We start from the raw sequence: 19,095 nt of genomic DNA on the forward strand, positions 1-19,095 counted from the left end.
GTCAGCGGTCCGGTTCGTCGGGTTGGGCGTTCCCGGTGGGTCGGTCAGAGCGCGCGCGACGGATCCATCAGTCCCCACTGCGCCGCCAGGCGCGCCAGGGCGATGTTGTCCTGCACGCCGGTCTTCTCGAACAGCCGCGTCTTGTGCGTGTTCACCGTCTTCGCACTCAGGCTCAGGCGCTTGGCGATCTCTTCCTGGCGCAGGCCCTGTGTCAGCAGCATGGCGACCTCAAGTTCGCGCGGCGACAGCGCATCGAATGGCGACGCATCGCCGCCCACCGTATGCAGGGCGAGGTTCTGCGCCACGTTGCTGCCCAGGTAGCGCTTGCCGCGCGACACGTCGCGCACGGCACGGATCAGTTCGGCCGCATCGCCCGCCTTGCCGAGGTAACCCGACGCACCGGCTTCCAGCAATCGCTTGGGCAGCGGACCATCTTCCAGCACCGACACGATGATCACCCGCACACCCATGTCGGCGCGCACGATGCGTTCGGTCACTTCAAGCCCGCTGTAGCCCGGCAGATGCAGGTCGCACAGCACCACGTCCGGTTTCAGCTGGCGCACCATCGGCAACGCGGCCTCGCCGGTGTCCGCTTCGCCCACCACCTCGATGTCGGTTTCCGTACCGAGGATGAGGCGCATGCCGGTGCGTACGAGCGCATGGTCGTCGATGAGGAAAACGCGGATCGTCATGGGAAACGGTTGCCTTGAAGTACGGATCGAGCGTAGGTGGCCGTCCATCGCCGCGCAATTAACATTCTATCGGTTGTCGGGTCCCTGCATGCAGGAAGCCACATCCGGCACACGCATCCGCTGCGGCATACTCCGGCTTTCCCAAAGGAATCCGACATGTCCGGCATCCGTCCGTATCTCCGCGCCGCCCTGCTGCTCTCCCTTGCCGCCATCATGCCCGCCTGGGCCGATGACGGTGTCTCCGATCGCTGGCACACGCAGGTCGGCGATGTCAGCACGCACGCCGACACCACGGCACGAGGCGATGCGATCAGCCGACGGCTCGACGCACTGGGCATCGCGTGGAAGCGCGAGGCGTTCGAGCAGGACGGCCAGTCCGGCCACAACCTGGTCGCCGACCTCGGGGGCCCCGACGGCGCGCCGCTGCTGCTGATCGGCGCGCATTACGACCAGGTTGAAGTGGGCCACGGCGCGACCGACAACGCCTCGGGCGTGGCGGCCGTGCTGGAACTGGCGCAGGCCCTGAAGGCCAAACCCCTTGCCGGCCATCGCGTGCAGGTCGCGTTCTGGGATCTCGAAGAGAAGGGCCTGCTGGGCTCGCGCGCATGGGTCGCCACGCCCGACCGCGAAAAGCCCGCGCTGTACGTCAACTTCGATGTGTTCGGATGGGGCGACACCTTGTGGATGATGGCGCCGGACGCCGGCACGCCGCTGGTGGCCGCCCTGCGTGCCGCCAGCCAGCACGAGAAGCTCGGTTTCCAGCCCGGCGACAAATACCCGCCCACCGACCACCTGGCCTTCCTCAAGGCGGGCTGGCCGGCGGTGTCGTTCTCGCTGGTCGGCGGCGTCGAGATCGACCCGATCCTCGCGGTCTTCGGCGGCGCCAAGCCGGACCGGATGCCGAAGGTGATGCAGGTGATCCACAGCCCGCGCGATACCACGGCCGAGCTGGACCGTGCCCGCGTCGACGATGCCTTGCGCGTGGTGGAAGCGGGGCTGCGCGCCTGGGATGCCGCTCCGGCGCCCTGAACGCGACTGCCTCAACACACATGCAAACGGGCCCTGCGGGGCCCGTTTGCATATGGACGAGAACACGCCTGGCTCTTCGGGCGGCGACGGTGTCGGACTCGCGGTCCACCGCCAGGCGCAGCAAGGAACAGGGGGTGTCCGGTGCGCTGCGTTCGGTTCTCTCGTGGCGCCCTGGGTGCCAGCCTTGCGGCTCGGAAGCAGGGTTGCGCGGGGGACGGAGGGGGTGGTTCCGCCTGCCCGACCACTGCCGCCGTTTTACGTTGGCATTTGCGAAGACGGCGTGTACGGCATTCAGCTGCAGCGCACGGTTTGATGACGCCGGCTCGACATCGATGAACCCGCGCGAACGGCCCCGGGCACGGATTCGCATCCACCTCACGGATCGCTGCGTAGTTTCGTGTCAGGCACGCGCACTTCCCCACAGCCGCCATGATGACTTTCGACCTGTTCCACGACGCCGCCGATGACGGCAGTTACGCGCTTTCCATCAACGAGTCCGCACCCCTGCACTTTGCCAGCCGCGGCGCGGCACTGGGCTACGCCATCAAGCTGGCCAACCAGCGCCACCAGCAAGGGCTCGATTACGCCATCAACATCGAGGGCGGCGACGGCCGCTGGCGCCTGTTCAATGGCTGGCGGCTCTGCGCCTGACGTCGCGGACCCGATGACGGCATTGACGACCGCATCCGGCGAGTAGCCGGCGCGGCGGCATGGCACCCTGTATGCCCGTTCCAATGCCGGCCGCCGCCCATGACCGCCCCCTCTGACGCCGTCACCCGTTTCCGCCAGCTCCATCAGCAGGGCCTGCTGCGCCTCGCCAACGCGTGGGATGCCGGCACCGCGCGCCTGATCGAACACCTTGGCGCCCCCGCCGTGGCCACCACCAGCGCCGGCCTGGCATGGGCGCTGGGGTACCCGGATGGCGACCGCCTGCAGCCCGATGCACTGCTGCACGCCGTGCGCGGCATCGTGCGGGTCCTCCATGTGCCGTTGACCGTCGATGTGGAAGGCGGCTACTCCGACGACCCCGCCACCGCTGCCGACACGGTGATGCGCGTGGTGCAGGCCGGCGCTGCCGGCATCAACCTGGAAGACGGCGCAGGCGAGCCCGCACTCCTCGCCGCCAAGATCCGCGCGATCCGGACCGCCTGCGGCGCGCAGGGGCTGGACGTCTTCATCAACGCGCGCACCGACGTCTACCTGCGCGGACTGGTCGCGGAAACCGCGCGCATCGACGAAACCCTCGCACGCGCCGGGGCCTACCGCGAAGCCGGGGCCGACGGCCTGTTCGTGCCGGGGCTGGTCGACACCGATGCCATCGCCACCCTGGCCGCACGCTGCGGCATGCCGCTCAACGTGATGCTGCGCCCGCAGCTGCAGGATCTCGCCGCGCTGGAACGTCTCGGTGTGCGCCGCGTCAGCACCGGCTCGGCGCTGGCCGAGTCGATGTACGGACGCCTGGGGGCGCAGGTTGAGCAATTCCTGCGCGACGACCACACCAGCCTGCCCGATCCCCGGGCCATGGGCTATGGCGCGATCAACGGACTGTTCGCCTGACAACGCAGCTGGGAGAGCGGGTAGGATTTTTCCTACAGCACATCGGGGCGACGACCGACGGCGAATGTGACGGCTTTCGACGACGATGCTCGCGTCCCCGGCAGCACGCCCTGCGCAGGCCACGAAAGGCCGCTCTGCAAAGGAAACGGGCGCTGCCTTGAGCAAGCAGCACTGCCGGAGCCGGGGACTCCCCCTTCAGACCCGACCCTCTTTGGTCGGGTTTTCTTTTGGTGGCAGCAGGATCAGCCGTTGCCGCCGCCCAGCCAGAGCTCGGGCATCTGCAGCAGGCCGAACAGCACCAGCGCCGTCGCAGCGATCAGCATCCAGGCCATGCTCCGCACCAGCAGGTTGCGCATGTAAGGGTTTCCCTGTCCCGTGTGTGACACGACTATCGATGCAGGCGCGCGACGAGTCAAAGGTAAATGCATTAAGCCGCGACGGCCGTCCGCGTTTCCGCATTTACCTCACCCTCCACGCCCCTCGCCGCGGCGAGGAACTCCCTGCCCCAGCGCGACAGATCGTGGTGGCGGACGATGTCGTACAGCCTGCGCTGGCGGTCTTCGCGCTCACCCGGTGTCATCGCCAGCGCGTGCCGCAATGCGCGCGCGAGATCCGCAGGATCGTGCGGATTGGTCAGCACCGCGCCCTTCAGTTCCGCCGCCGCGCCGGCGAATTCCGACAACACCAGCACGCCATCGCCACTCTCCAGGCCCTGCACGGCGACGAACTCCTTCGCCACCAGGTTCAGGCCATCGCGCAGCGGCGTGATCCACATGACATCGGCGGCGGCGTAGTGCGCCACCACGTCGGCGAACGGCAGCACGCGTGCGAAGAAGCGCACCGGCGTCCAGTCCAGCTGCGACAGCCGCCCGTTGATCCGCCCCACCGCCTGTTCGATCTGTTGCTGCAGTGGGCGGTATACCGTCATCTCCTTCGCGGCCGGCACGCATACCAGTACCAGCGTCACTTCGCCCTGCAGTTCCGGAGACTCGTCCAGCAGGCGCTCGAACGCATGCAGCTTCTGCAGGATGCCCTTGGTGTAGTCCAGCCGCTCGATCGACAGCACCAGCTTGCGCCGGCCGATCTCGTCGCGGATGCGCACGATGTCCTCGGCCACCTGCTCCGTTTCCAGGCACGCCTGGATGCGGCCCACGTCGGTCCCGATGGGATGCGCGCCGATGCGCACGGTGCGCCCGTCGATGCGCAGTTCGGTGGCCATGTCCTCCACCCCCACCGCGCAGCCGAAGGTCAGGAAGCGCGGCGCGCACTGGGCCCGCGCGGTGACTTCCACCGGGAACGTGCTGCGCACCGCGTCGGTGAAGTTCTCCGCATGGCGCGGGATGTGGAAGCCCACGTAGTCGCACGCCAGCAGGCTGCCGAGGATCTCGCGGCGCCACGGCAGGATCGCGAAGATGTCGGCTGAGGGGAACTGGGTGTGGTGGAAGAAGGCGATCTTCACGTCCGGACGCAGCTCGCGCAGCACCGACGGCACCATCCACAGGTTGTAGTCGTGCAGCCACACCGTCGCGCCCGGGGCGGCCTCGGCGGCGGCGGCTTCGGCGAAGCGGCGGTTGACGCGCTTGAATAGCGCCCAGTCGTCCTCGTTGAAGCGCGCGCGCTCCCAGAAACTGTTGATGACCGGCCAGAACGCTTCTTTCGAGAAGCGTTTGTAGAACACGTCCACCTCGTGCTTGCTCAACGGCACGTGGGTCGCAGTGAGGCCGGGGTAGCGCGCCGCATCCACGGGCGTGTGCACTTCCACCGGCGGTCCCTTCGGATCGTCCACCGTCCAGGCCACCCACGAGCCGGGCTGGCCCTCGCCGAAGAAGCTCAACAGGCTGGGAATGATGCCGTTGGGCGAACTGTGCGGGCGACGCACGCGCTTGCCATCGACGATGTGTTCCTCGTACGGCAGGCGGTGATAGACCATCACCAGTTCGGCCTTGCCGGTGGCATGCGACGGGCGCGCGTACTCGTCCGCCTGCAGCAGCTTGAAGTGCGCCATCGCCTGCAGGATGCCGCCGCAGCCCGGCGCCTCCGCATGCAGCACCTGGTCCATGCCGGCGGTGGCGGCGAGCAGCGCGGGCTCGGAATCGCCCACGCACACGCCGGGGAAACCTTCGCCGTACATCGACAGGTCGTTGAGCGTGTCGCCGGCCACCAGCACGCGGCCGTGTTCCAGATCGAGTTCGTCCACCAGCGCTGTCAGCGTGCTGCCCTTGCGGGTGTCGCGCGGCAGGATGTCCAGGTAACGGTCGGCCGAATACAGCACCTCGCACCCCAGCGATGCCGCCACGGCGTCCACCTCGGCCTGGATGATCGACAGCTGCTCCGGATGGCAGTAGTACGAGCAGCGGCGTTCCTGCGGCACTTCCTGCCGTACCAGCATCGGGAAGCGGCGCATCGCATCGGCGACCACGTGCTCACCCGGCCAACGCGCCTCGATCGCCGACTGCAGCGGCTGGATCGGCTGCATGTCCGCAGTGCGCAGCACGGTGGCGCCCACGTCGCAGATCAGGTAGTCCGGCGTGGGCAGGCCGGGATCGGCCAGCAGCGGCAGGATCGCCTCGCGCCCGCGCCCGGTGACCCACGCCAGCTTCACGCCAGGATGCGCGTCGACCAGGTGGTACAGCTGCTTGCGCGCGACCGGATCGCCGGCCAGGAACGTACCGTCCAGGTCGGTGGCCAGCAGCAATGGATCGGGGGTTTTCTTCAACAGGCTCATGCAGGTGCACTCCCAGTGGGTGGTGTGCCGCGCACGGAGGCACGACGCGACGCGTCAACGGACGCAGGCGGGGATTGATCGCATCGGAAAGGCGCTGCAAGGCAGGCGCAGGAAGAGGGTTGCCGCGTGCGGAACACGCTGCGCGCAAGCGCGCTGCAGATGCGCGTCCTTCCCCGGATGTGGACGCGAACATCGACTGATGCGATGCAGCATTGTAGTCCGCATCGCTCACGCGAAGGTCAACGCGATGTTAAGAACGTTGAATTTCGCCGGGAAATCCGCGTTTTTCCCGCATCACTGCGCATGCATCACATGCGAACCACGCTCACGCACGCGTCGTTGTCGCCGACACCAGCGCATCGATCAATGCGCGCGATGCCGCGGAGAGACGACGATGCGGCGCGTAGATCAGCGAGAACGGACGCGTGCGTCCCGACAGCTCCGGCAACACACGCACCAGGTCCGCACCGCGACGCGTGCAGGCATCGATGATGAAGTCGTACGTCTGGCAGATGCCCACGCCGGCCTGCGCCAGCGACACCACGCCCAGCACGTCATCGGACACCTCGATGCGCGAGCACGGCACCCAGTCCACGTCACCGCCGTCCACGCGGAACAGCCACGGCGCCACGCGTCCGCTGCTGGGCAGCACGAACGGCAGGCAGGCATGCGTCGCCAGGTCGTCCAGCGTCTGCGGCGTGCCGTGCGCAGCCAGGTAGTCCGGCGAGGCCACCACGCTGAGCGTCGCGTCCTCCAGCGTCCTGCCCACCAGCCCGCTGTCGGGCAGCGCGCCGAGCCGGATGGCCAGGTCGTAGCCCTCGGCCACCAGATCCACGTTGCGATTGGCGATGTTCACCTCCAGCCGCACCTGCGGGTGCTGCCGCACGAAGTCCCGCAGCAGCCACGGCAGCCGGTAGTGGCCGTAGGTGGTCGGCACGCTGAGCCGCACCTGCCCGCTGAGGGTGCCGGCCTCGCCCTGCACCGCGCGCTCGGCGTCGTCGATCAGGTGGAACGCGGCACGCGCCTGCTCCACGTACAGGCGGCCGGCCTCGGTCAGGCTGGTCCGGCGCGTGGTCCGCCGCAGCAATTGGTTGCCCAGCCGCGTCTCCAGCCGGGCGACCGCGCGGCTGATCACCGACGGCGTGGTGGACAGCGCCACCGCTGCGGCCGTCAGCGAACCGTGATCCACCACCGCCACCAGCGCCTCGACATCGGCCAGGTGATCGAACCGTCGCGCCATTCTTGCCTCCGGAGAACAGATGAATCCCTCTCAGGCCAATTTATCGCCTCACGCGCCGGGAATACAGTGCGCGCCATCCCGGGCTTCCCGCCCGCACCGGAGACCCCCATGAAGCTGCTCGCCCCCCTCGCCGCCGCCGTGCTGCTCGCCGTCGCCTCGACCCACGCCCAGGCCGCCCACGTACTGGTGGTGCTGTCCGATGCCGACCACCTCGACCTGCGCGACGGCCAGGTCTACCCCACCGGTTTCTACCTCAACGAACTGATGCAGCCGGTCAAGGCGCTGCGCGACGCCGGCCACGAGATCACCTTCGCCACACCGGAAGGCCGCGCACCGACGGTGGACCGCACCTCGGTGGACAAGGCCTACTTCGGCAACGACGCTGCCAGCCTGCAATCGCACGCCGACCTGCTGACGCAGTTGAAGCTGACGTCCGCCACCCAGTCGCCGGTGCTCAGCCTGGCCCGGGTGGAGCAGATCGGCTACGGCGAATTCGACGCCGTCTACATACCCGGCGGCCACGCGCCCATGCAGGACCTGCTGGCCAGCCCGGCGCTGGGCCGCCTGCTGACCGACTTCCACCAGCAGCGCAAGCCCACCGCCCTGGTCTGCCACGGCCCCATCGCCCTGCTGTCCACGCTGCCGGGCAACGCTGCCTTCGTGCAGCGGATGGAACGCGACAACCGCGCCCCGGCGCCGACCGACTGGATCTACGCCGGCTACCAGGTCACGGTGATCAGCAACGATGAGGAAGAACAGGCCAAGGCCGCGCTCAACGGCGGCCGCATGAAGTTCTACCCGCAGACCGCGCTGCAACAGGCCGGCGTGCAGTACCGCAGCAATGCCCAGCCTTGGCAGTCGAACGTGGTGGTCGATCGGGAGCTGATCACCGGCCAGAACCCGGCCTCGGCGCTCGACGTGGCGAAGGTGTTGCTGGAGCGGCTGGACTGACGCTCACCGACCGGCACCTGCCCTGCGCCTGCCTTTCCGGCGGGCGCAGGCGGCGCCCTATGTCTCTTCTCACACAAAGAGTGTCGCGACACCCTGAAAGGTCCGGTCTTCTCACAGTAGGGGTATCGCGACACCCGAAAAGATCCGTTCTTCTCACAGTAAGGGTGTCGCGAGACCGGAAAAGATCCGCGCGACACTGAAAAAGATCCATGCGAGACCGAAAAAGCGTCTCTCTTCTCACAGTCCGGGTATCGCGAGACCAGAAAAGACCCACGCGGCACCGGAAAAGAGTGGCGCGTGACTCAAAAAGGTCTAACGACCTTCGCGACACGCTCGGCGTCAGTCGACGAACGCCTTCTTGCCGTATTCCCAGTTCCACGGCACGCCGGTTTCCCCCAGCACGAAGGCCACCAGCCGCGGGAATGCGCGCTCGGCGCGCACGTCGTTGCCCAGGATCACCACGCAGCGCCTGCGCTGCTTCACGCACACCCAGGTGTTGCCGGTGGAATCGTTGTGCCCGCCCTTGTAGAAGCCGGGGCCCTGCGGTCCCTCGAACACCACCACGCCCAGCCCGGCGGCCAGGTCCTTGCGGCGCTGCGCGGGCGGGAGTTCGTCCTGCAACGTGGGGAACTGGGAGGGCGTGGTGATCGGCAGCTGTGCGGCAGTCATCGCGGCGGTGCTGGTCGCCGAAAGGCCTTCGCCGTCGATGAAAGCCGCGGCGAAGGTCGCCAGGTCGGCGATGGTGGTGTCCATCGAACCGGCGGCGCGCACGCGGCTACGTTCGTCGTGCGGTTCGGGGCTGCCGTCTTCTGTCCAGCCATCGGCGAGGTTGGCGGCGAAATCTTCGCGCCAGATCATGCTGGTATTGGGCATGCCGAAGCGGTCGAATACGCGGCGCTGCATTTCGGCACCCAGGTCCAGGCCCAGCCCGCGCTCGATCACGTACTGCAGCAGGATCAGGCCCTCGCCCGAGTACGCGTAGCGGGTGCCGGGATCGAAGTGGAAGCGCAGCTTACCGTCCGGTTCGAGGTAGGCGAAGTTGGCGAAGCCGCTGCTGTGGGTCAGCAGGTGGCGCGCGGTGATCGTCTTCCAGCGCGGATCGCCGGCCAGATCGGGCCATGGGCCGTAGGCGTCTTCGGCGGGATAGTCGGTCAGCGGTTTGGGGAAGTACTCACCGACAGGGCGGTCAAGGTCGAGCGTGCCTTCGTCGACCAGCTGCATGACGGTCCAGGCGAACACGGCCTTGGTCAGCGAGGCGCCGTACATGACGGTGTCGGTCTGCAACGGGTCGCCTTTCGCATTGCGCTGGCCATAGGCGGCCACGTGGACGACCTTGCCGTCGTCAATCACGGCAATGGCCAGGCCGTTGGCCTGGGCGGCCTTCATCGCATCGGCGACTTCGGCATCCAGCGCGGCGCGGGTGGGAATGGGATGCGGCGCTGGTTCTTCCGCAGACGCGGTGAACGGCAGCATGGCGAGCAGGCAGATTCCGAGCAGTGGACGCATGACCCCTCCTGTTTCAGCCCGATGATACGGACTGCGGGGAGCGCGTTAAGCGTCGGAAGTCATGCGGTTGGCAGCACCCGATGCGTCGGCCCGTCGGTTACGCCAACAGGATCTTCATCAGCGCGACCGTCGCCACGGCCGCCACCAGCCAGATCGTCACGCGCTTGAGCAACGCGGCATCCAGCGCCCCGACCGCCCGCGCTTCGCGTGACGAAGTGAAACCCACGACCAGCACATGCACCGGCAGCGCGACCACCAGCAGGAACGCGAACACCCAGTTCAACGTTTCGTCACCCAGCCGGGGCCAGATCAACGGCATCACGATGCCGGCGAACAGGCCGGCGATGGCGGCGGTGATGGGGGTGGGGGTGAGTTTCATGCGGGGTGGTGTCCGATAGAGCCCATGGCCAAGTCTAACGGCTGGACGCAACGTGCAACTCTGCGAAAAGCTAGCGGATAGTCGTAGGATGGGTTGAGCGAAGCGATACCCATCAACGCCATCCCCGAGGTCAAGGAATGACCGACTACCGACGCGCTTTCGTCCCCGGCGCCACCTACTTCTTCACGGTCAATCTCGCCAACCGTCGCAAGACGCTTCTGATAGATCACATCGACCTGTTGCGCGACGCGATCCGGTACACACGCCAACGGCATCCCTTTCTCATCGATGCGATGGTCATACTGCCCGATCACCTGCACGCCATCTGGACCCTACCATGGGACGATGCCGACTTCCCTTTGCGCTGGCGCCTCATCAAGACCTGGTTCTCTCGCAATCTGCCGCTTGGCGAACATCGACGCGCCAGCCGCGTCGACAAGGGCGAACGCGGCATCTGGCAACGACGGTATTGGGAGCATCTGATACGCGACGAGATCGACTTCGCCCGGCATGTGGATTACATCCACTGGAATCCGGTGAAGCATGGGCACGTGGCGCGTGCTGTGGATTGGCCTTACTCCACATTCCATCGGTTTGTGCAGGATGGGGTGTTGACGGAGAATTGGGCTTGCGCTGAAAACGACGCTGGCTTCGGAGAGCGCCACTGATGGGTATCGCTGCGCTCAACCCATCCTACGGGCTGGCAGCCTGTATCCTGCGACCAGAGGCCGTCATCGCAAGACGATAGGAGGCAAAGATGTTTGCCCATAGGAGATGAGCTTGCCATCACTCTATAAGTATCTCTCCAAGCCGGAGTATGCCGACAGCTTCATCCGCGGCGAACTTAGATTCAACTCTCTCGCGTACTTCCGAGACTATGAGGCAGACGAGGGGGTGCGCGCTGACGCACTCGAAGGAACACGCATCTATAGACCTGAAGGTGGTCTTCGCGGAAATAATCTGACGACGGGAGAGAAATTCTTACTTGCAGATACCGCTTTCACATCTTCCGCCAACCACGAATCAATCTTCGTTCTCTGTCTATCGACAGAGCTATCCATACAGATCGCGCAACGGTTCTCCGCAACGGTATGCGTTGAGATTAAAGACCCAGGGGCATTTCTAGCTTCTGTTCGTAGTCACTTGCAACTTCGAAAGAGCGTTGACCCATGCTTCTATCATGGGAAAGTAACTTACTACGATGCCGCGGTAGCACCCATCATCGATTGGGCGCTACCGGAAATAGTTGCTCGCTCAAAAAGCAACTCCTTTGAGTGGCAACAAGAGTATCGAATTGCTTTTGCAGAGGCAGGAGCGTTCCGCATTGAGAACGTCCAGCTCAGCTTGCAGACCAAGTTCACGCCATTTCCTCAAGCCAAAAATCATGCGTTGCGCAAGATCCGAATCGGAAGCATAAGGCGATTTTGTCGTCTGCACAGGCTTCTTTAGCACGTAGGATGGGTTGAGCGCAGCGATACCCATCATCGCGGACCATCCGACACAACGAACCGATGGGTATCGCTGCGCTCAACCCATCCTACCTTTCTTGCGGTCAAGAGGCCGGAAGAAACGCCCCCGCCTCGACAAGCTCGACGCCTGGCGCAGACCGCAAACAGGCTGCTAGCTGAGGAACGTGTCCCTGCCCGTAGAACACCACCGCGCGGTCGCCGGGCTTGAGTGCTTGCAGCAGTCGCGCACAGATCGCGAAATTGCGCTTCGCCCAGGCGGCATTGAGTTCGACACCGGGCTGTTGCTCGCCGCTTCCGTAGCGCAGGAATTCCGCGTAGAAGCTCGCGGCTTCGTCGAGGGCCTGCGGCGTATTCATCTCGCGCAACACGCCGCCGATGCTGTGGGTGGTCTGCAGTGCGGTAATGCGCGCCGTGATGCCCTCGGCCTGCGCCATCAGTGCTTGCAGATCGCCTGACTTGCCATTGGCCTGCGCCCACGCGCTCAACGGTTCGAATGGGAAGTCACCCGGGACATCCAGCCCGTGAACGCGTTCGAGCCCCACCTGCTTGGCCAAGCGGAATCCCAACTGCACGACCTCATTGCGGGAGGCCGGCAGCGTGCCGTCGAGATAGCGCGCGTAGTTGTCGCGCGCCGCTTCAGCCGGCCACTCGACGCCGACGAATGTCGGCTGGAACCTGGCCAGGGCATCGGTCACCGCCTGCAGTTCTGCTTGGCGCCGGGGCACCGTGACGTCCACCGACTCCACGTTGGCCTGGTCCTGACCCGGATTGCTGAAGTGGTAGGTACCGATGACGATGACGCGGGCCGGCGGCCCCGCCGCCCATGCGGCACCGTGCAGAAGGAGCAATGCCAGCACAAGGAGACGACGCATGACCGGTTCCTCCAACACGTAGGATGGGTTGAGCGTAGCGATACCCATCGTCGCGGACGATCAGACACACCGAAGCGATGGGTATCGCTACGCTCAACCCATCCTACATTTCATGGTGGCTGGAGTGGCGGAGAGAGTGTCCCTCAAGCGCAAACTTGTCAATGACATCATTGGACAGCTATGTACGTCATTGGAACGCGTTTAAACGCTATAAAACAGGCTTTTTTGTCGTTCTGCAACCCTCGATTTGTCCAAGCTTATCCACTGATGTCTGATACAATTCAGACCTAAAACATGGGTAGAGGCATGGGTCAGGATGGCGCGAGCGCTTCAGCGGTTGTCGGCTCTTTCGGTGAAAAACGCTAGCCGCCCTGGCTACTACTGTGATGGCGGCGGCCTGTACCTTCAGGTATCTAAGGCTGGCGCGAAATCCTGGGTGTTCCGCTACCGTCGAGATGGGCGGACCCGAGAGCTTGGGCTCGGCGCCCTACTGCTTACCCCCCTCTCGACAGCCCGAAAGAAAGCCGAAGCGATGCGGCTCACGCTCGGCCAGGGTCAAGAGCCCGTGCCAACTCGCGAAGCTGCCAGGCGCGCAGCTGCCAACCGCATGACCTTCTCTGAATGCGCAACCGCCTACATCACCGCGCACCGTCGGGGTTGGTCGAACCCTAAGCACGCGGAACAATGGCGGTCGACCCTGGACACCTACGCGGCACCGGCATTCGGATCGATTGATGTCTCCCAGGTCGACACGCACCAGGTCATCCGAGCCCTGGAACCTATTTGGCAAACAAAGACCGAAACGGCTTCACGCCTACGCGGGCGGATAGAGCGCGTTCTCGCCTGGGCGACCACGCGCGGCTATCGGGCCGGCGAAAACCCCGCGCGCTGGCGCGGGCACCTGGATACGCTTCTACCCAAGCCTGGCGCAATCAAGGACATTTCTCACCACTCTGCACTGCCCTACTCCCAAGCCAACGAATTCATGGCGGCGCTCAGCCAGGAGGACGGCAAAGCGCCAAAGGCCTTGCAGTTCGCGATCCTGACGGCTTGCCGCACGAATGAAGTCATTGGCGCCACCTGGGCAGAGATCGATCTAGTTAGCTCCGTGTGGACTATCCCAGCGCAACGCATGAAAGCCGGGAAGGAGCATCGCGTCCCTCTATCACCTGCTGCCATCAACGTTCTGGCAGGCATGGCGCCAGCGCAGGCAGGTGATTACGTCTTTGAGGGCGCCAAAGCCGGCAAGCCGCTATCCAACATGGCAATGCTCAACGTGCTGAAGCGCATGGAGCGAACCGACCTAACCGTTCACGGCTTCCGTTCCACATTCCGGGACTGGGCCGCCGAAGCGACAAATTTCCCACGAGAGCTGGCGGAAAAGGCCTTGGCGCACACTGTCCGCAGCGAGGTGGAGGCAGCCTATCAGCGCGGGGACCTGCTGGAAAAGCGTCGAGACATGATGGTCCAGTGGGCGGCTCACTGCGGCCGCCAGTAAGTTGCTCCGCAGCGTTTAAACGCTTCAAGGTTTCGGACATTCCGCCAATGGGACGGGGCGACCGTCCATCGGAATCTATGGGTACACACCTGAACACAGGTGGACACTCAGGGACTACCGAATGCAATCACAGCAACAGATCGCTACACCCCTCGCAAGCTCCATCCGCACCGTCGCCGACCGCCTGGATATCAGCAGGGCAGGCGTGTACGGCTTGCTTTCGACCGGCAAGCTACGCTCCTTTAAGTTGGGAAGTCGCACGCTAGTTGCCGAGGCCGAACTACAGCGCTTCATTGCTTCGCTCTCAGGGGGTGACGCATGAACAACGCAGATATTGTTGCCGACATGAAGCGAGCCGACCTAATCAAGTCCATGGCGCCGGACTCTGGCGTTTCCGTGGACGCGATCTTCCATAGGCTGGCAACACCAGTCGTCAAACGTACTAAGGCGTACACGAGCAGGGGTGGGTATCCCGCGCCAGATTGGTTCAATGAAGCCTTAGAAGCCCACAAAGGGCAGCGCGTGTCGATTCGACGCTTCATGATCCTTTGCGGACGACCGGACGCCAGCTTCTCAGAACGGCGCGACGTCGGCGCATGGCTTCGCGCCTCAGGAAGATTCCCAGCCAGCCATGGGGGCGAGCTGAGGTTCCGCATCTAATCGAATGAAGCCCGGCATATGCCGGGCTCTTTTTTTAACGCCATCAGGACATCGATGTCCCCGTTGTCCTGGCAAATCGCCGGAAATCGTAGTTTCGACCCTAGTTGTACCCCACTTGTACCCCACCTTGTACCCGCCTTGTGCCCTACCCAATCAGCCCGAAACCCTTGTCATTACTGAGGGTGGGTACAAGGGGCACAACTATATAGGCAGAAAGAAACAAATGAGGGATTGGGGACATCGATATCCTGATGCGGGGAGAAAGAATAGGAAAAGTTGTGCTCCTTGTGCCCCCAATCAAAACAATCTTTCCCGATCAATGACTTAGGGCGGGTACTGCGTGCTTGAGATGTACCCCACCCGTTTTGGACATTCCGCCAATGGAAGCCTCGCCACTTGACCGCGACCATGCCGGGCATACACCCGAACCCCGGCACGGATCATCCAAGCATGGCAACCATCGAAAAGTCGAAAACCGTCGTCACGAAGCGGCGCCACCTGAAGGTAACGGGCGGGCGCGGCCGCTTCGCCTTGAATGGCAACATCGTTCCCATCGAAGCGATTGTCGAAGTGAGCTTGCATGAAGCCGCCGATCTAGTGGCGCGCGGCATGGCAGTAGAAGCAAGCGCCGAAGAGGTCGCAACGGCTGGCGAAGCGGTAATCGCAAGCTCCACGCGCTTCGATAGCTGGGCGGACGCGGCATGACGATTTCCACGGACGATAAAGCACTAGTCCTTAGGGCCTGGGCGTATTTCTTGGAGACGGGCAAAGCCAGAGACCGGAGGATCGCTCAGATCCTAACCGACAGCGCCTTAGAGGGAAGCATTGTCGGGAGCACTTTCCCAACATGCGATGAGGACTACGCGGCCATTCTGCGCGCACTCTATATCGAGCCAGATCCTACCAACGGGGTTGAAGCCTGATGGCGACACGCACGCTCAAAGCATCTGTCATCATCGGTGGCAGTATCAGCGGGGCGTTCAAAAGCGCGCTTGGCATCACGAAGAATGGCCTTAGATCCATCGGCGACGAGATCGTGCGGGTCGAGCGAAAGCAGCGTCTTATGGCGCACAGCATTGAAACGTTCGGTCGCATGGGAAAGAGTGTCGACAGTCTGCGAGCCGACTACGCCCAGCTGACGACCGAAGCCGAACGCCTACGCAACGCGCAGTCCCGCCTTGCGAATGTGCAAGCACGTATCGATGGGAACAATGCGCGTCGCCGAGAGATTGGCGGCCAGCTTGCCGGCGCGTCTGCGACGTTCGGCGTCGTGGCCGCATCGGCGTTCGCCCCGGTGCGCCAGGCGGTCGCGTTCGAATCGGCGATGTTGGGTGTCGCGAAGCAAGTCGAAGGTGCTCGCGATGCGAACGGCCGGCTGACGCCGACTTACTTCGCTATGGCGAAGCAGATTCAGCGCCTTGGCCGGGAAATCCCCCTGGCAACTACCGAAATCGCGGACATGGTCGCAGCTGGCGCCAGAATGGGCGTCGCGAAGGATCAGCTAATCGACTTCACGCGGACCGCCGCGATGATGGCCGACGCCTTCGAATTGCCCGCAGGCCAGCTTGCCGACGATATGGGCAAGGTTGCGGGCCTGTTCGGTATCCCGATTCCGCGCATAGGCGAACTGGCCGACGCAATCAATCACCTGGACGACAACGCCAAATCCAGCGGCGGCGACATCATCGAAGTCCTGCGGCGAACTGGCGGCATGGCGCAAGCGCTGAAGATGCCGGCGAAGGAAGCGGCGGCCCTGGGGTCCACGTTCCTCACGATGGGCAGCAGCGCCGAAGTGGCCGGCACCGCGACAAATGCTGTCCTGCGCATTCTCGGTGCCGCGACTGCGCAGTCCAAGAGCGTGCGCGCCGGCCTGGAATCCATCGGCATGACACCTACCGACGTGCAGGCCAGCATGTCGAAAGACCCGACGGGCACGATTCTTCGCCTGCTAGATACGCTGAACAGGCTGTCCGACGAACAGCGCATGGTGGCCGCGACGCGAATTTTCGGCGCGGAGTACGGCGACGACATCGCCAAGCTGGCGACGGGCGCGGGCGAATACCGCCGGCAATTGGAGCTGGTCAACGGCGAGGCGCAGCGCGGCAGCATGTCGCGCGAATTCCAGGCGCGGCTAGGCACGACCGCTGCGCAATGGCAGCTCACGAAGAATCGCGTTTCCGAGGTGGCAGTAGTAATTGGCGATGCCTTGCTTCCAGCCGTGAACCGCATGCTTGGAACAGCGGCCCCGCTGATTGAGGGCATGTCCGAATGGTCGCGGCAGAATCCGGGGCTTGTGAAAGGCATCATCGGCGCCGCCCTTGCCGTGTCCGGCTTGCGCGTGGTGACCCTGGGGGCTGCCTACGCCTGGACCGCGATCAAGGGGCCGGCGTTGTCGGTGATGGGATTCATTGCCCGCTGGCGCGCGACAAGCGCGCTTGCTGCAATGGGCCGCTTCGGCCCCCTGGCGATGCGTGTCGCTGGCGCAGTGCGCACCGTAGGCGCGGCCGTGGCTGCGATTGGTGGTGGTCCTGTCACTGCGGCCGCTGCGGCCCTCACGGCTGGCGCCTTGGTGGTCCGCAAATACTGGCAGCCGATCAAGACGTTTCTCGGCGGCATGTTCGACGGCATGCGCGAAGCTTTCGGCCCCGTGCTGTCCGAGCTGGGCGCCGCCGTGGCGCCGCTGAAACCCGTATGGGATTCGGTGTCGACATCCATCGGTAAGGCATGGGATTGGGTCGTGAAGCTGCTGGCCCCGGTGAACCTGACATCGCAACAGCTGTCGACCGCCGCCAACATCGGCCGCGTGTTCGGGCATGTGCTATCAAATTCCCTCACGACCACGATTCGCCTTTTCTCGGCGGTGTCGCGGGCCATCTTCGCCACCGGCCAGGCAATCGGCAGCGTTATTGCCTGGATCATGAAGCGCATGGAGCCCGTGCTGGCCGCCGTGAAGACGGTCGGCGGCACAGTGTCGGCCGCTGCCGGCATGCTGGGCCTGGGGACAAGCGCCGACGTCAAGGCCGAAGGCGGAAGCGTGCCGCGCGCGAAGGTCGCGCCGGTCGCTGCTGCGGTGTCTGCCGCCGGTCGCGGCGGACGCGGCGGCACCGTAGTTCACCAGCAAAACGCCTATCACATCACCCAGCAGCCCGGCGAGTCGAGCGAAGCGCTTGCGAAGCGGATCGCTGCGCAGAATCGGAATGAGGACAACGCCACGAAGCGCGGAAGCCTGGTCGACGGGACAACTTAATCAAAAATCATTTCTGAGCTTCGGTTCACGCCCGGTGATTTCTCGAAACGTTTCAGCTCGCGAGAACGCCTCAATACATCGACTCACCCATGCTTGCGTGTACAAGTAGTCCTTGTGAGCCTCGTCGTAAACGCAATACGCAGCATCGCAGAGCTCTGGCTTCTTTGACCCAGTCTTAGGCCTAACTTTGTAATGTCGCCAGGCGTCTGAGTGCGCCGTCTGGGTGACAATGAATGGCGTCTTCTCATTTATCCTAGTTACGACATCCCCGGGCTTTAGTAGCTCCAAGTTCGCAATTGGAATCTTCTTTTCCTTGATAAGCACATTCAATCGCTCCAAGCGCTGCAACTCTTCTTCACTCGCCTCGTCGACTTTGACAAATTCCACAGATGCGTCGGCCGCATTCTGTCGATTCGCCACCTTGGGAACCAGATAGACGTTATATGAATACTTCATGCTGTTGAGAACAGTTGAAGGAAGACTTCCCCGAAATGTCTCAACATATTCCTTGACAGACCTCGCATTACTAACCGCAAGCGCCCTCGCCGCCTTCTTCTTTTCCGGGGGAAGCACAGTAGAGAACTGAAGGGATACTGCAAGCTGTTCTTGAAGTGCGTACTTCTGTCCAAACGTTTGAACTATCAGTTCCTCAAGATTCAAGAGTGAAGCTTGACACTCGCCGTACAAGGAAGGATCGAGCTCCGGAAGGTGTCTATGTTCGATCTTGTTACGCAACCCGATTAAGAATTCAATATTTCGCCTCTCAGCAGGATGGTTAGCGCCGTAGTATTTTTTGGCGCACTCAGCAAGATCCCAATGCTTTGGATCTCCGTCAATCCGTTCGAAGCGGCCGTTTTTCTTGTACCAAGGCTTTACGTTCCGCCTGTAATAAATAGCGTGAAACAGAGCGGTCCACGCTATTACAATCATCACCAAGAACTGCGCCGTCCTGAAGCTGCGTCCTGGCCGGTTGTACGCTTCCACTGCGGCTATCGCCGCGACCTGACATTTCTCCAGATTGTCTTTTACAGCCTGTGGTAGTCCTCTAGGCATTGCTGTCTCCCCCGCTCAGGCGTACTTGCCAGATCTTGTACGCCTTCAGGAGGCCGGTCAAATCGATGGGTCCTCCCTGACGCCCCGCCCCCTGCGGGGTCCGAGACACCGCAGATATCGCGGCGTGCGTGACCCTTCAAATCCAAGTTGTTGTTTCTCTTGGACCTTAGATGGCCCCAGTTTCTAGCCCTTTCGGCATACCCCAGAAGCAAAGGCC

At 63.7% G+C, this 19,095-nt stretch carries 18 protein-coding genes and 1 pseudogene; 12 read left to right on the forward strand and 7 right to left on the reverse strand.

The annotated features are described in order from the left end of the window. Positions 1-44: 44 nt before the first annotated feature. A complete protein-coding gene (locus ACIPRS_RS15820; protein WP_192202600.1) occupies positions 45-692 on the reverse strand; it encodes a response regulator in 648 nt (215 codons plus the stop codon). A gap of 156 nt (positions 693-848) precedes the next feature. Between ACIPRS_RS15820 and ACIPRS_RS15825 the strand changes: the two genes are divergently transcribed. From ACIPRS_RS15825 to ACIPRS_RS15835, 3 genes are all read left to right on the forward strand, one after another. Beyond that, entirely contained in the window at positions 849-1,721 is an 873-nt protein-coding gene (locus ACIPRS_RS15825) for a M28 family metallopeptidase (protein ID WP_446539240.1), read from the forward strand. A gap of 429 nt (positions 1,722-2,150) precedes the next feature. Then, the gene (locus tag ACIPRS_RS15830; protein ID WP_446539241.1) at positions 2,151-2,372 is read left to right on the forward strand and encodes a hypothetical protein; all 222 of its coding nucleotides are present in this window, start codon (positions 2,151-2,153) and stop codon (positions 2,370-2,372) included. 99 nt (positions 2,373-2,471) lie between these two features. Then, positions 2,472-3,278, forward strand: a complete 807-nt coding sequence (locus ACIPRS_RS15835) for an isocitrate lyase/PEP mutase family protein (protein WP_446539242.1) — start codon at positions 2,472-2,474, stop codon at positions 3,276-3,278. A 427-nt stretch (positions 3,279-3,705) separates the two neighbouring features. Here the strand turns inward: ACIPRS_RS15835 and ggpS are convergent, their stop codons facing one another. Next, positions 3,706-6,003 (reverse strand): glucosylglycerol-phosphate synthase, encoded by a 2,298-nt coding sequence (gene ggpS / locus ACIPRS_RS15840; protein WP_446539243.1) that lies wholly within the window; start codon positions 6,001-6,003, stop codon positions 3,706-3,708. Positions 6,004-6,328: 325 nt separating this feature from the next. Next, the gene (locus ACIPRS_RS15845; RefSeq protein WP_446539244.1) at positions 6,329-7,243 is read right to left on the reverse strand and encodes a LysR family transcriptional regulator; all 915 of its coding nucleotides are present in this window, start codon (positions 7,241-7,243) and stop codon (positions 6,329-6,331) included. 108 nt (positions 7,244-7,351) lie between these two features. Here ACIPRS_RS15845 and ACIPRS_RS15850 point away from each other — a divergent pair, with 108 nt between their 5' ends. Further along, the gene (locus tag ACIPRS_RS15850) at positions 7,352-8,194 is read left to right on the forward strand and encodes a type 1 glutamine amidotransferase domain-containing protein (protein WP_446539245.1); all 843 of its coding nucleotides are present in this window, start codon (positions 7,352-7,354) and stop codon (positions 8,192-8,194) included. A 339-nt stretch (positions 8,195-8,533) separates the two neighbouring features. Here ACIPRS_RS15850 and ACIPRS_RS15855 read toward each other — a convergent pair whose 3' ends face one another. Both ACIPRS_RS15855 and ACIPRS_RS15860 read right to left on the reverse strand, forming a co-directional pair. Beyond that, positions 8,534-9,700 (reverse strand): serine hydrolase domain-containing protein, encoded by a 1,167-nt coding sequence (locus ACIPRS_RS15855; RefSeq protein ID WP_446539246.1) that lies wholly within the window; start codon positions 9,698-9,700, stop codon positions 8,534-8,536. A 97-nt stretch (positions 9,701-9,797) separates the two neighbouring features. Continuing rightward, a complete protein-coding gene (locus ACIPRS_RS15860) occupies positions 9,798-10,079 on the reverse strand; it encodes a hypothetical protein (RefSeq protein ID WP_446539247.1) in 282 nt (93 codons plus the stop codon). 137 nt (positions 10,080-10,216) lie between these two features. Between ACIPRS_RS15860 and ACIPRS_RS15865 the strand changes: the two genes are divergently transcribed. Beyond that, entirely contained in the window at positions 10,217-10,747 is a 531-nt protein-coding gene (locus ACIPRS_RS15865) for an REP-associated tyrosine transposase (protein ID WP_446539248.1), read from the forward strand. A 112-nt stretch (positions 10,748-10,859) separates the two neighbouring features. Beyond that, positions 10,860-11,528: a hypothetical protein gene (locus ACIPRS_RS15870; RefSeq protein WP_446539249.1), complete on the forward strand. Its 669-nt coding sequence runs from the start codon at positions 10,860-10,862 to the stop codon at positions 11,526-11,528. A 103-nt stretch (positions 11,529-11,631) separates the two neighbouring features. Here the strand turns inward: ACIPRS_RS15870 and ACIPRS_RS15875 are convergent, their stop codons facing one another. After that, on the reverse strand, positions 11,632-12,468 hold the full coding sequence (locus tag ACIPRS_RS15875) for a DUF5694 domain-containing protein (protein ID WP_446539250.1): 837 nt from the start codon (positions 12,466-12,468) through the stop codon (positions 11,632-11,634). Between the two features lie 268 nt (positions 12,469-12,736). Here ACIPRS_RS15875 and ACIPRS_RS15880 point away from each other — a divergent pair. From ACIPRS_RS15880 to ACIPRS_RS15905, 6 genes and pseudogenes are all read left to right on the forward strand, one after another. Continuing rightward, positions 12,737-12,991, forward strand: a pseudogene (locus ACIPRS_RS15880) (Arm DNA-binding domain-containing protein); the annotation flags it as partial. A gap of 36 nt (positions 12,992-13,027) precedes the next feature. After that, a complete protein-coding gene (locus ACIPRS_RS15885; RefSeq protein ID WP_446539289.1) occupies positions 13,028-13,918 on the forward strand; it encodes a tyrosine-type recombinase/integrase in 891 nt (296 codons plus the stop codon). Positions 13,919-14,039: 121 nt separating this feature from the next. Next, the gene (locus tag ACIPRS_RS15890; RefSeq protein WP_446539251.1) at positions 14,040-14,240 is read left to right on the forward strand and encodes a helix-turn-helix domain-containing protein; all 201 of its coding nucleotides are present in this window, start codon (positions 14,040-14,042) and stop codon (positions 14,238-14,240) included. Beyond that, positions 14,237-14,578, forward strand: a complete 342-nt coding sequence (locus ACIPRS_RS15895) for a hypothetical protein (RefSeq protein WP_446539252.1) — start codon at positions 14,237-14,239, stop codon at positions 14,576-14,578. Before ACIPRS_RS15890 ends, ACIPRS_RS15895 begins: the two co-directional genes overlap by 4 nt. A 450-nt stretch (positions 14,579-15,028) precedes the next feature. After that, entirely contained in the window at positions 15,029-15,283 is a 255-nt protein-coding gene (locus tag ACIPRS_RS15900; protein ID WP_446539253.1) for a hypothetical protein, read from the forward strand. A gap of 217 nt (positions 15,284-15,500) precedes the next feature. Then, positions 15,501-17,825 carry a phage tail tape measure protein gene (locus ACIPRS_RS15905; RefSeq protein ID WP_446539254.1) on the forward strand — a complete coding sequence of 775 codons (2,325 nt, stop codon included), beginning with the start codon at positions 15,501-15,503 and terminating at the stop codon, positions 17,823-17,825. Here the strand turns inward: ACIPRS_RS15905 and ACIPRS_RS15910 are convergent, their stop codons facing one another. Then, positions 17,826-18,878, reverse strand: a complete 1,053-nt coding sequence (locus ACIPRS_RS15910) for a DUF3644 domain-containing protein (RefSeq protein ID WP_446539255.1) — start codon at positions 18,876-18,878, stop codon at positions 17,826-17,828. Positions 18,879-19,095: the final 217 nt, after the last annotated feature.

The organism is Pseudoxanthomonas sp. LARHCG66, assembly GCF_052871755.1.

Excerpts from the sequence above, each read along its gene's own strand:
- ACIPRS_RS15820 (WP_192202600.1), bottom strand. The coding sequence starts at position 692 with ATGACGATCCGCGTTTTCCTCATCGACGACCATGCGCTCGTACGCACC.
- ACIPRS_RS15825 (WP_446539240.1), top strand. The coding sequence starts at position 849 with ATGTCCGGCATCCGTCCGTATCTCCGCGCCGCCCTGCTGCTCTCCCTT.
- ACIPRS_RS15830 (WP_446539241.1), top strand. The coding sequence starts at position 2,151 with ATGATGACTTTCGACCTGTTCCACGACGCCGCCGATGACGGCAGTTAC.
- ACIPRS_RS15835 (WP_446539242.1), top strand. The coding sequence starts at position 2,472 with ATGACCGCCCCCTCTGACGCCGTCACCCGTTTCCGCCAGCTCCATCAG.
- ggpS (WP_446539243.1), bottom strand. The coding sequence starts at position 6,003 with ATGAGCCTGTTGAAGAAAACCCCCGATCCATTGCTGCTGGCCACCGAC.
- ACIPRS_RS15845 (WP_446539244.1), bottom strand. The coding sequence starts at position 7,243 with ATGGCGCGACGGTTCGATCACCTGGCCGATGTCGAGGCGCTGGTGGCG.
- ACIPRS_RS15850 (WP_446539245.1), top strand. The coding sequence starts at position 7,352 with ATGAAGCTGCTCGCCCCCCTCGCCGCCGCCGTGCTGCTCGCCGTCGCC.
- ACIPRS_RS15855 (WP_446539246.1), bottom strand. The coding sequence starts at position 9,700 with ATGCGTCCACTGCTCGGAATCTGCCTGCTCGCCATGCTGCCGTTCACC.
- ACIPRS_RS15860 (WP_446539247.1), bottom strand. The coding sequence starts at position 10,079 with ATGAAACTCACCCCCACCCCCATCACCGCCGCCATCGCCGGCCTGTTC.
- ACIPRS_RS15865 (WP_446539248.1), top strand. The coding sequence starts at position 10,217 with ATGACCGACTACCGACGCGCTTTCGTCCCCGGCGCCACCTACTTCTTC.
- ACIPRS_RS15875 (WP_446539250.1), bottom strand. The coding sequence starts at position 12,468 with ATGGGTATCGCTACGCTCAACCCATCCTACGTGTTGGAGGAACCGGTC.
- ACIPRS_RS15885 (WP_446539289.1), top strand. The coding sequence starts at position 13,028 with ATGACCTTCTCTGAATGCGCAACCGCCTACATCACCGCGCACCGTCGG.
- ACIPRS_RS15890 (WP_446539251.1), top strand. The coding sequence starts at position 14,040 with ATGCAATCACAGCAACAGATCGCTACACCCCTCGCAAGCTCCATCCGC.
- ACIPRS_RS15895 (WP_446539252.1), top strand. The coding sequence starts at position 14,237 with ATGAACAACGCAGATATTGTTGCCGACATGAAGCGAGCCGACCTAATC.
- ACIPRS_RS15900 (WP_446539253.1), top strand. The coding sequence starts at position 15,029 with ATGGCAACCATCGAAAAGTCGAAAACCGTCGTCACGAAGCGGCGCCAC.
- ACIPRS_RS15905 (WP_446539254.1), top strand. The coding sequence starts at position 15,501 with ATGGCGACACGCACGCTCAAAGCATCTGTCATCATCGGTGGCAGTATC.
- ACIPRS_RS15910 (WP_446539255.1), bottom strand. The coding sequence starts at position 18,878 with ATGCCTAGAGGACTACCACAGGCTGTAAAAGACAATCTGGAGAAATGT.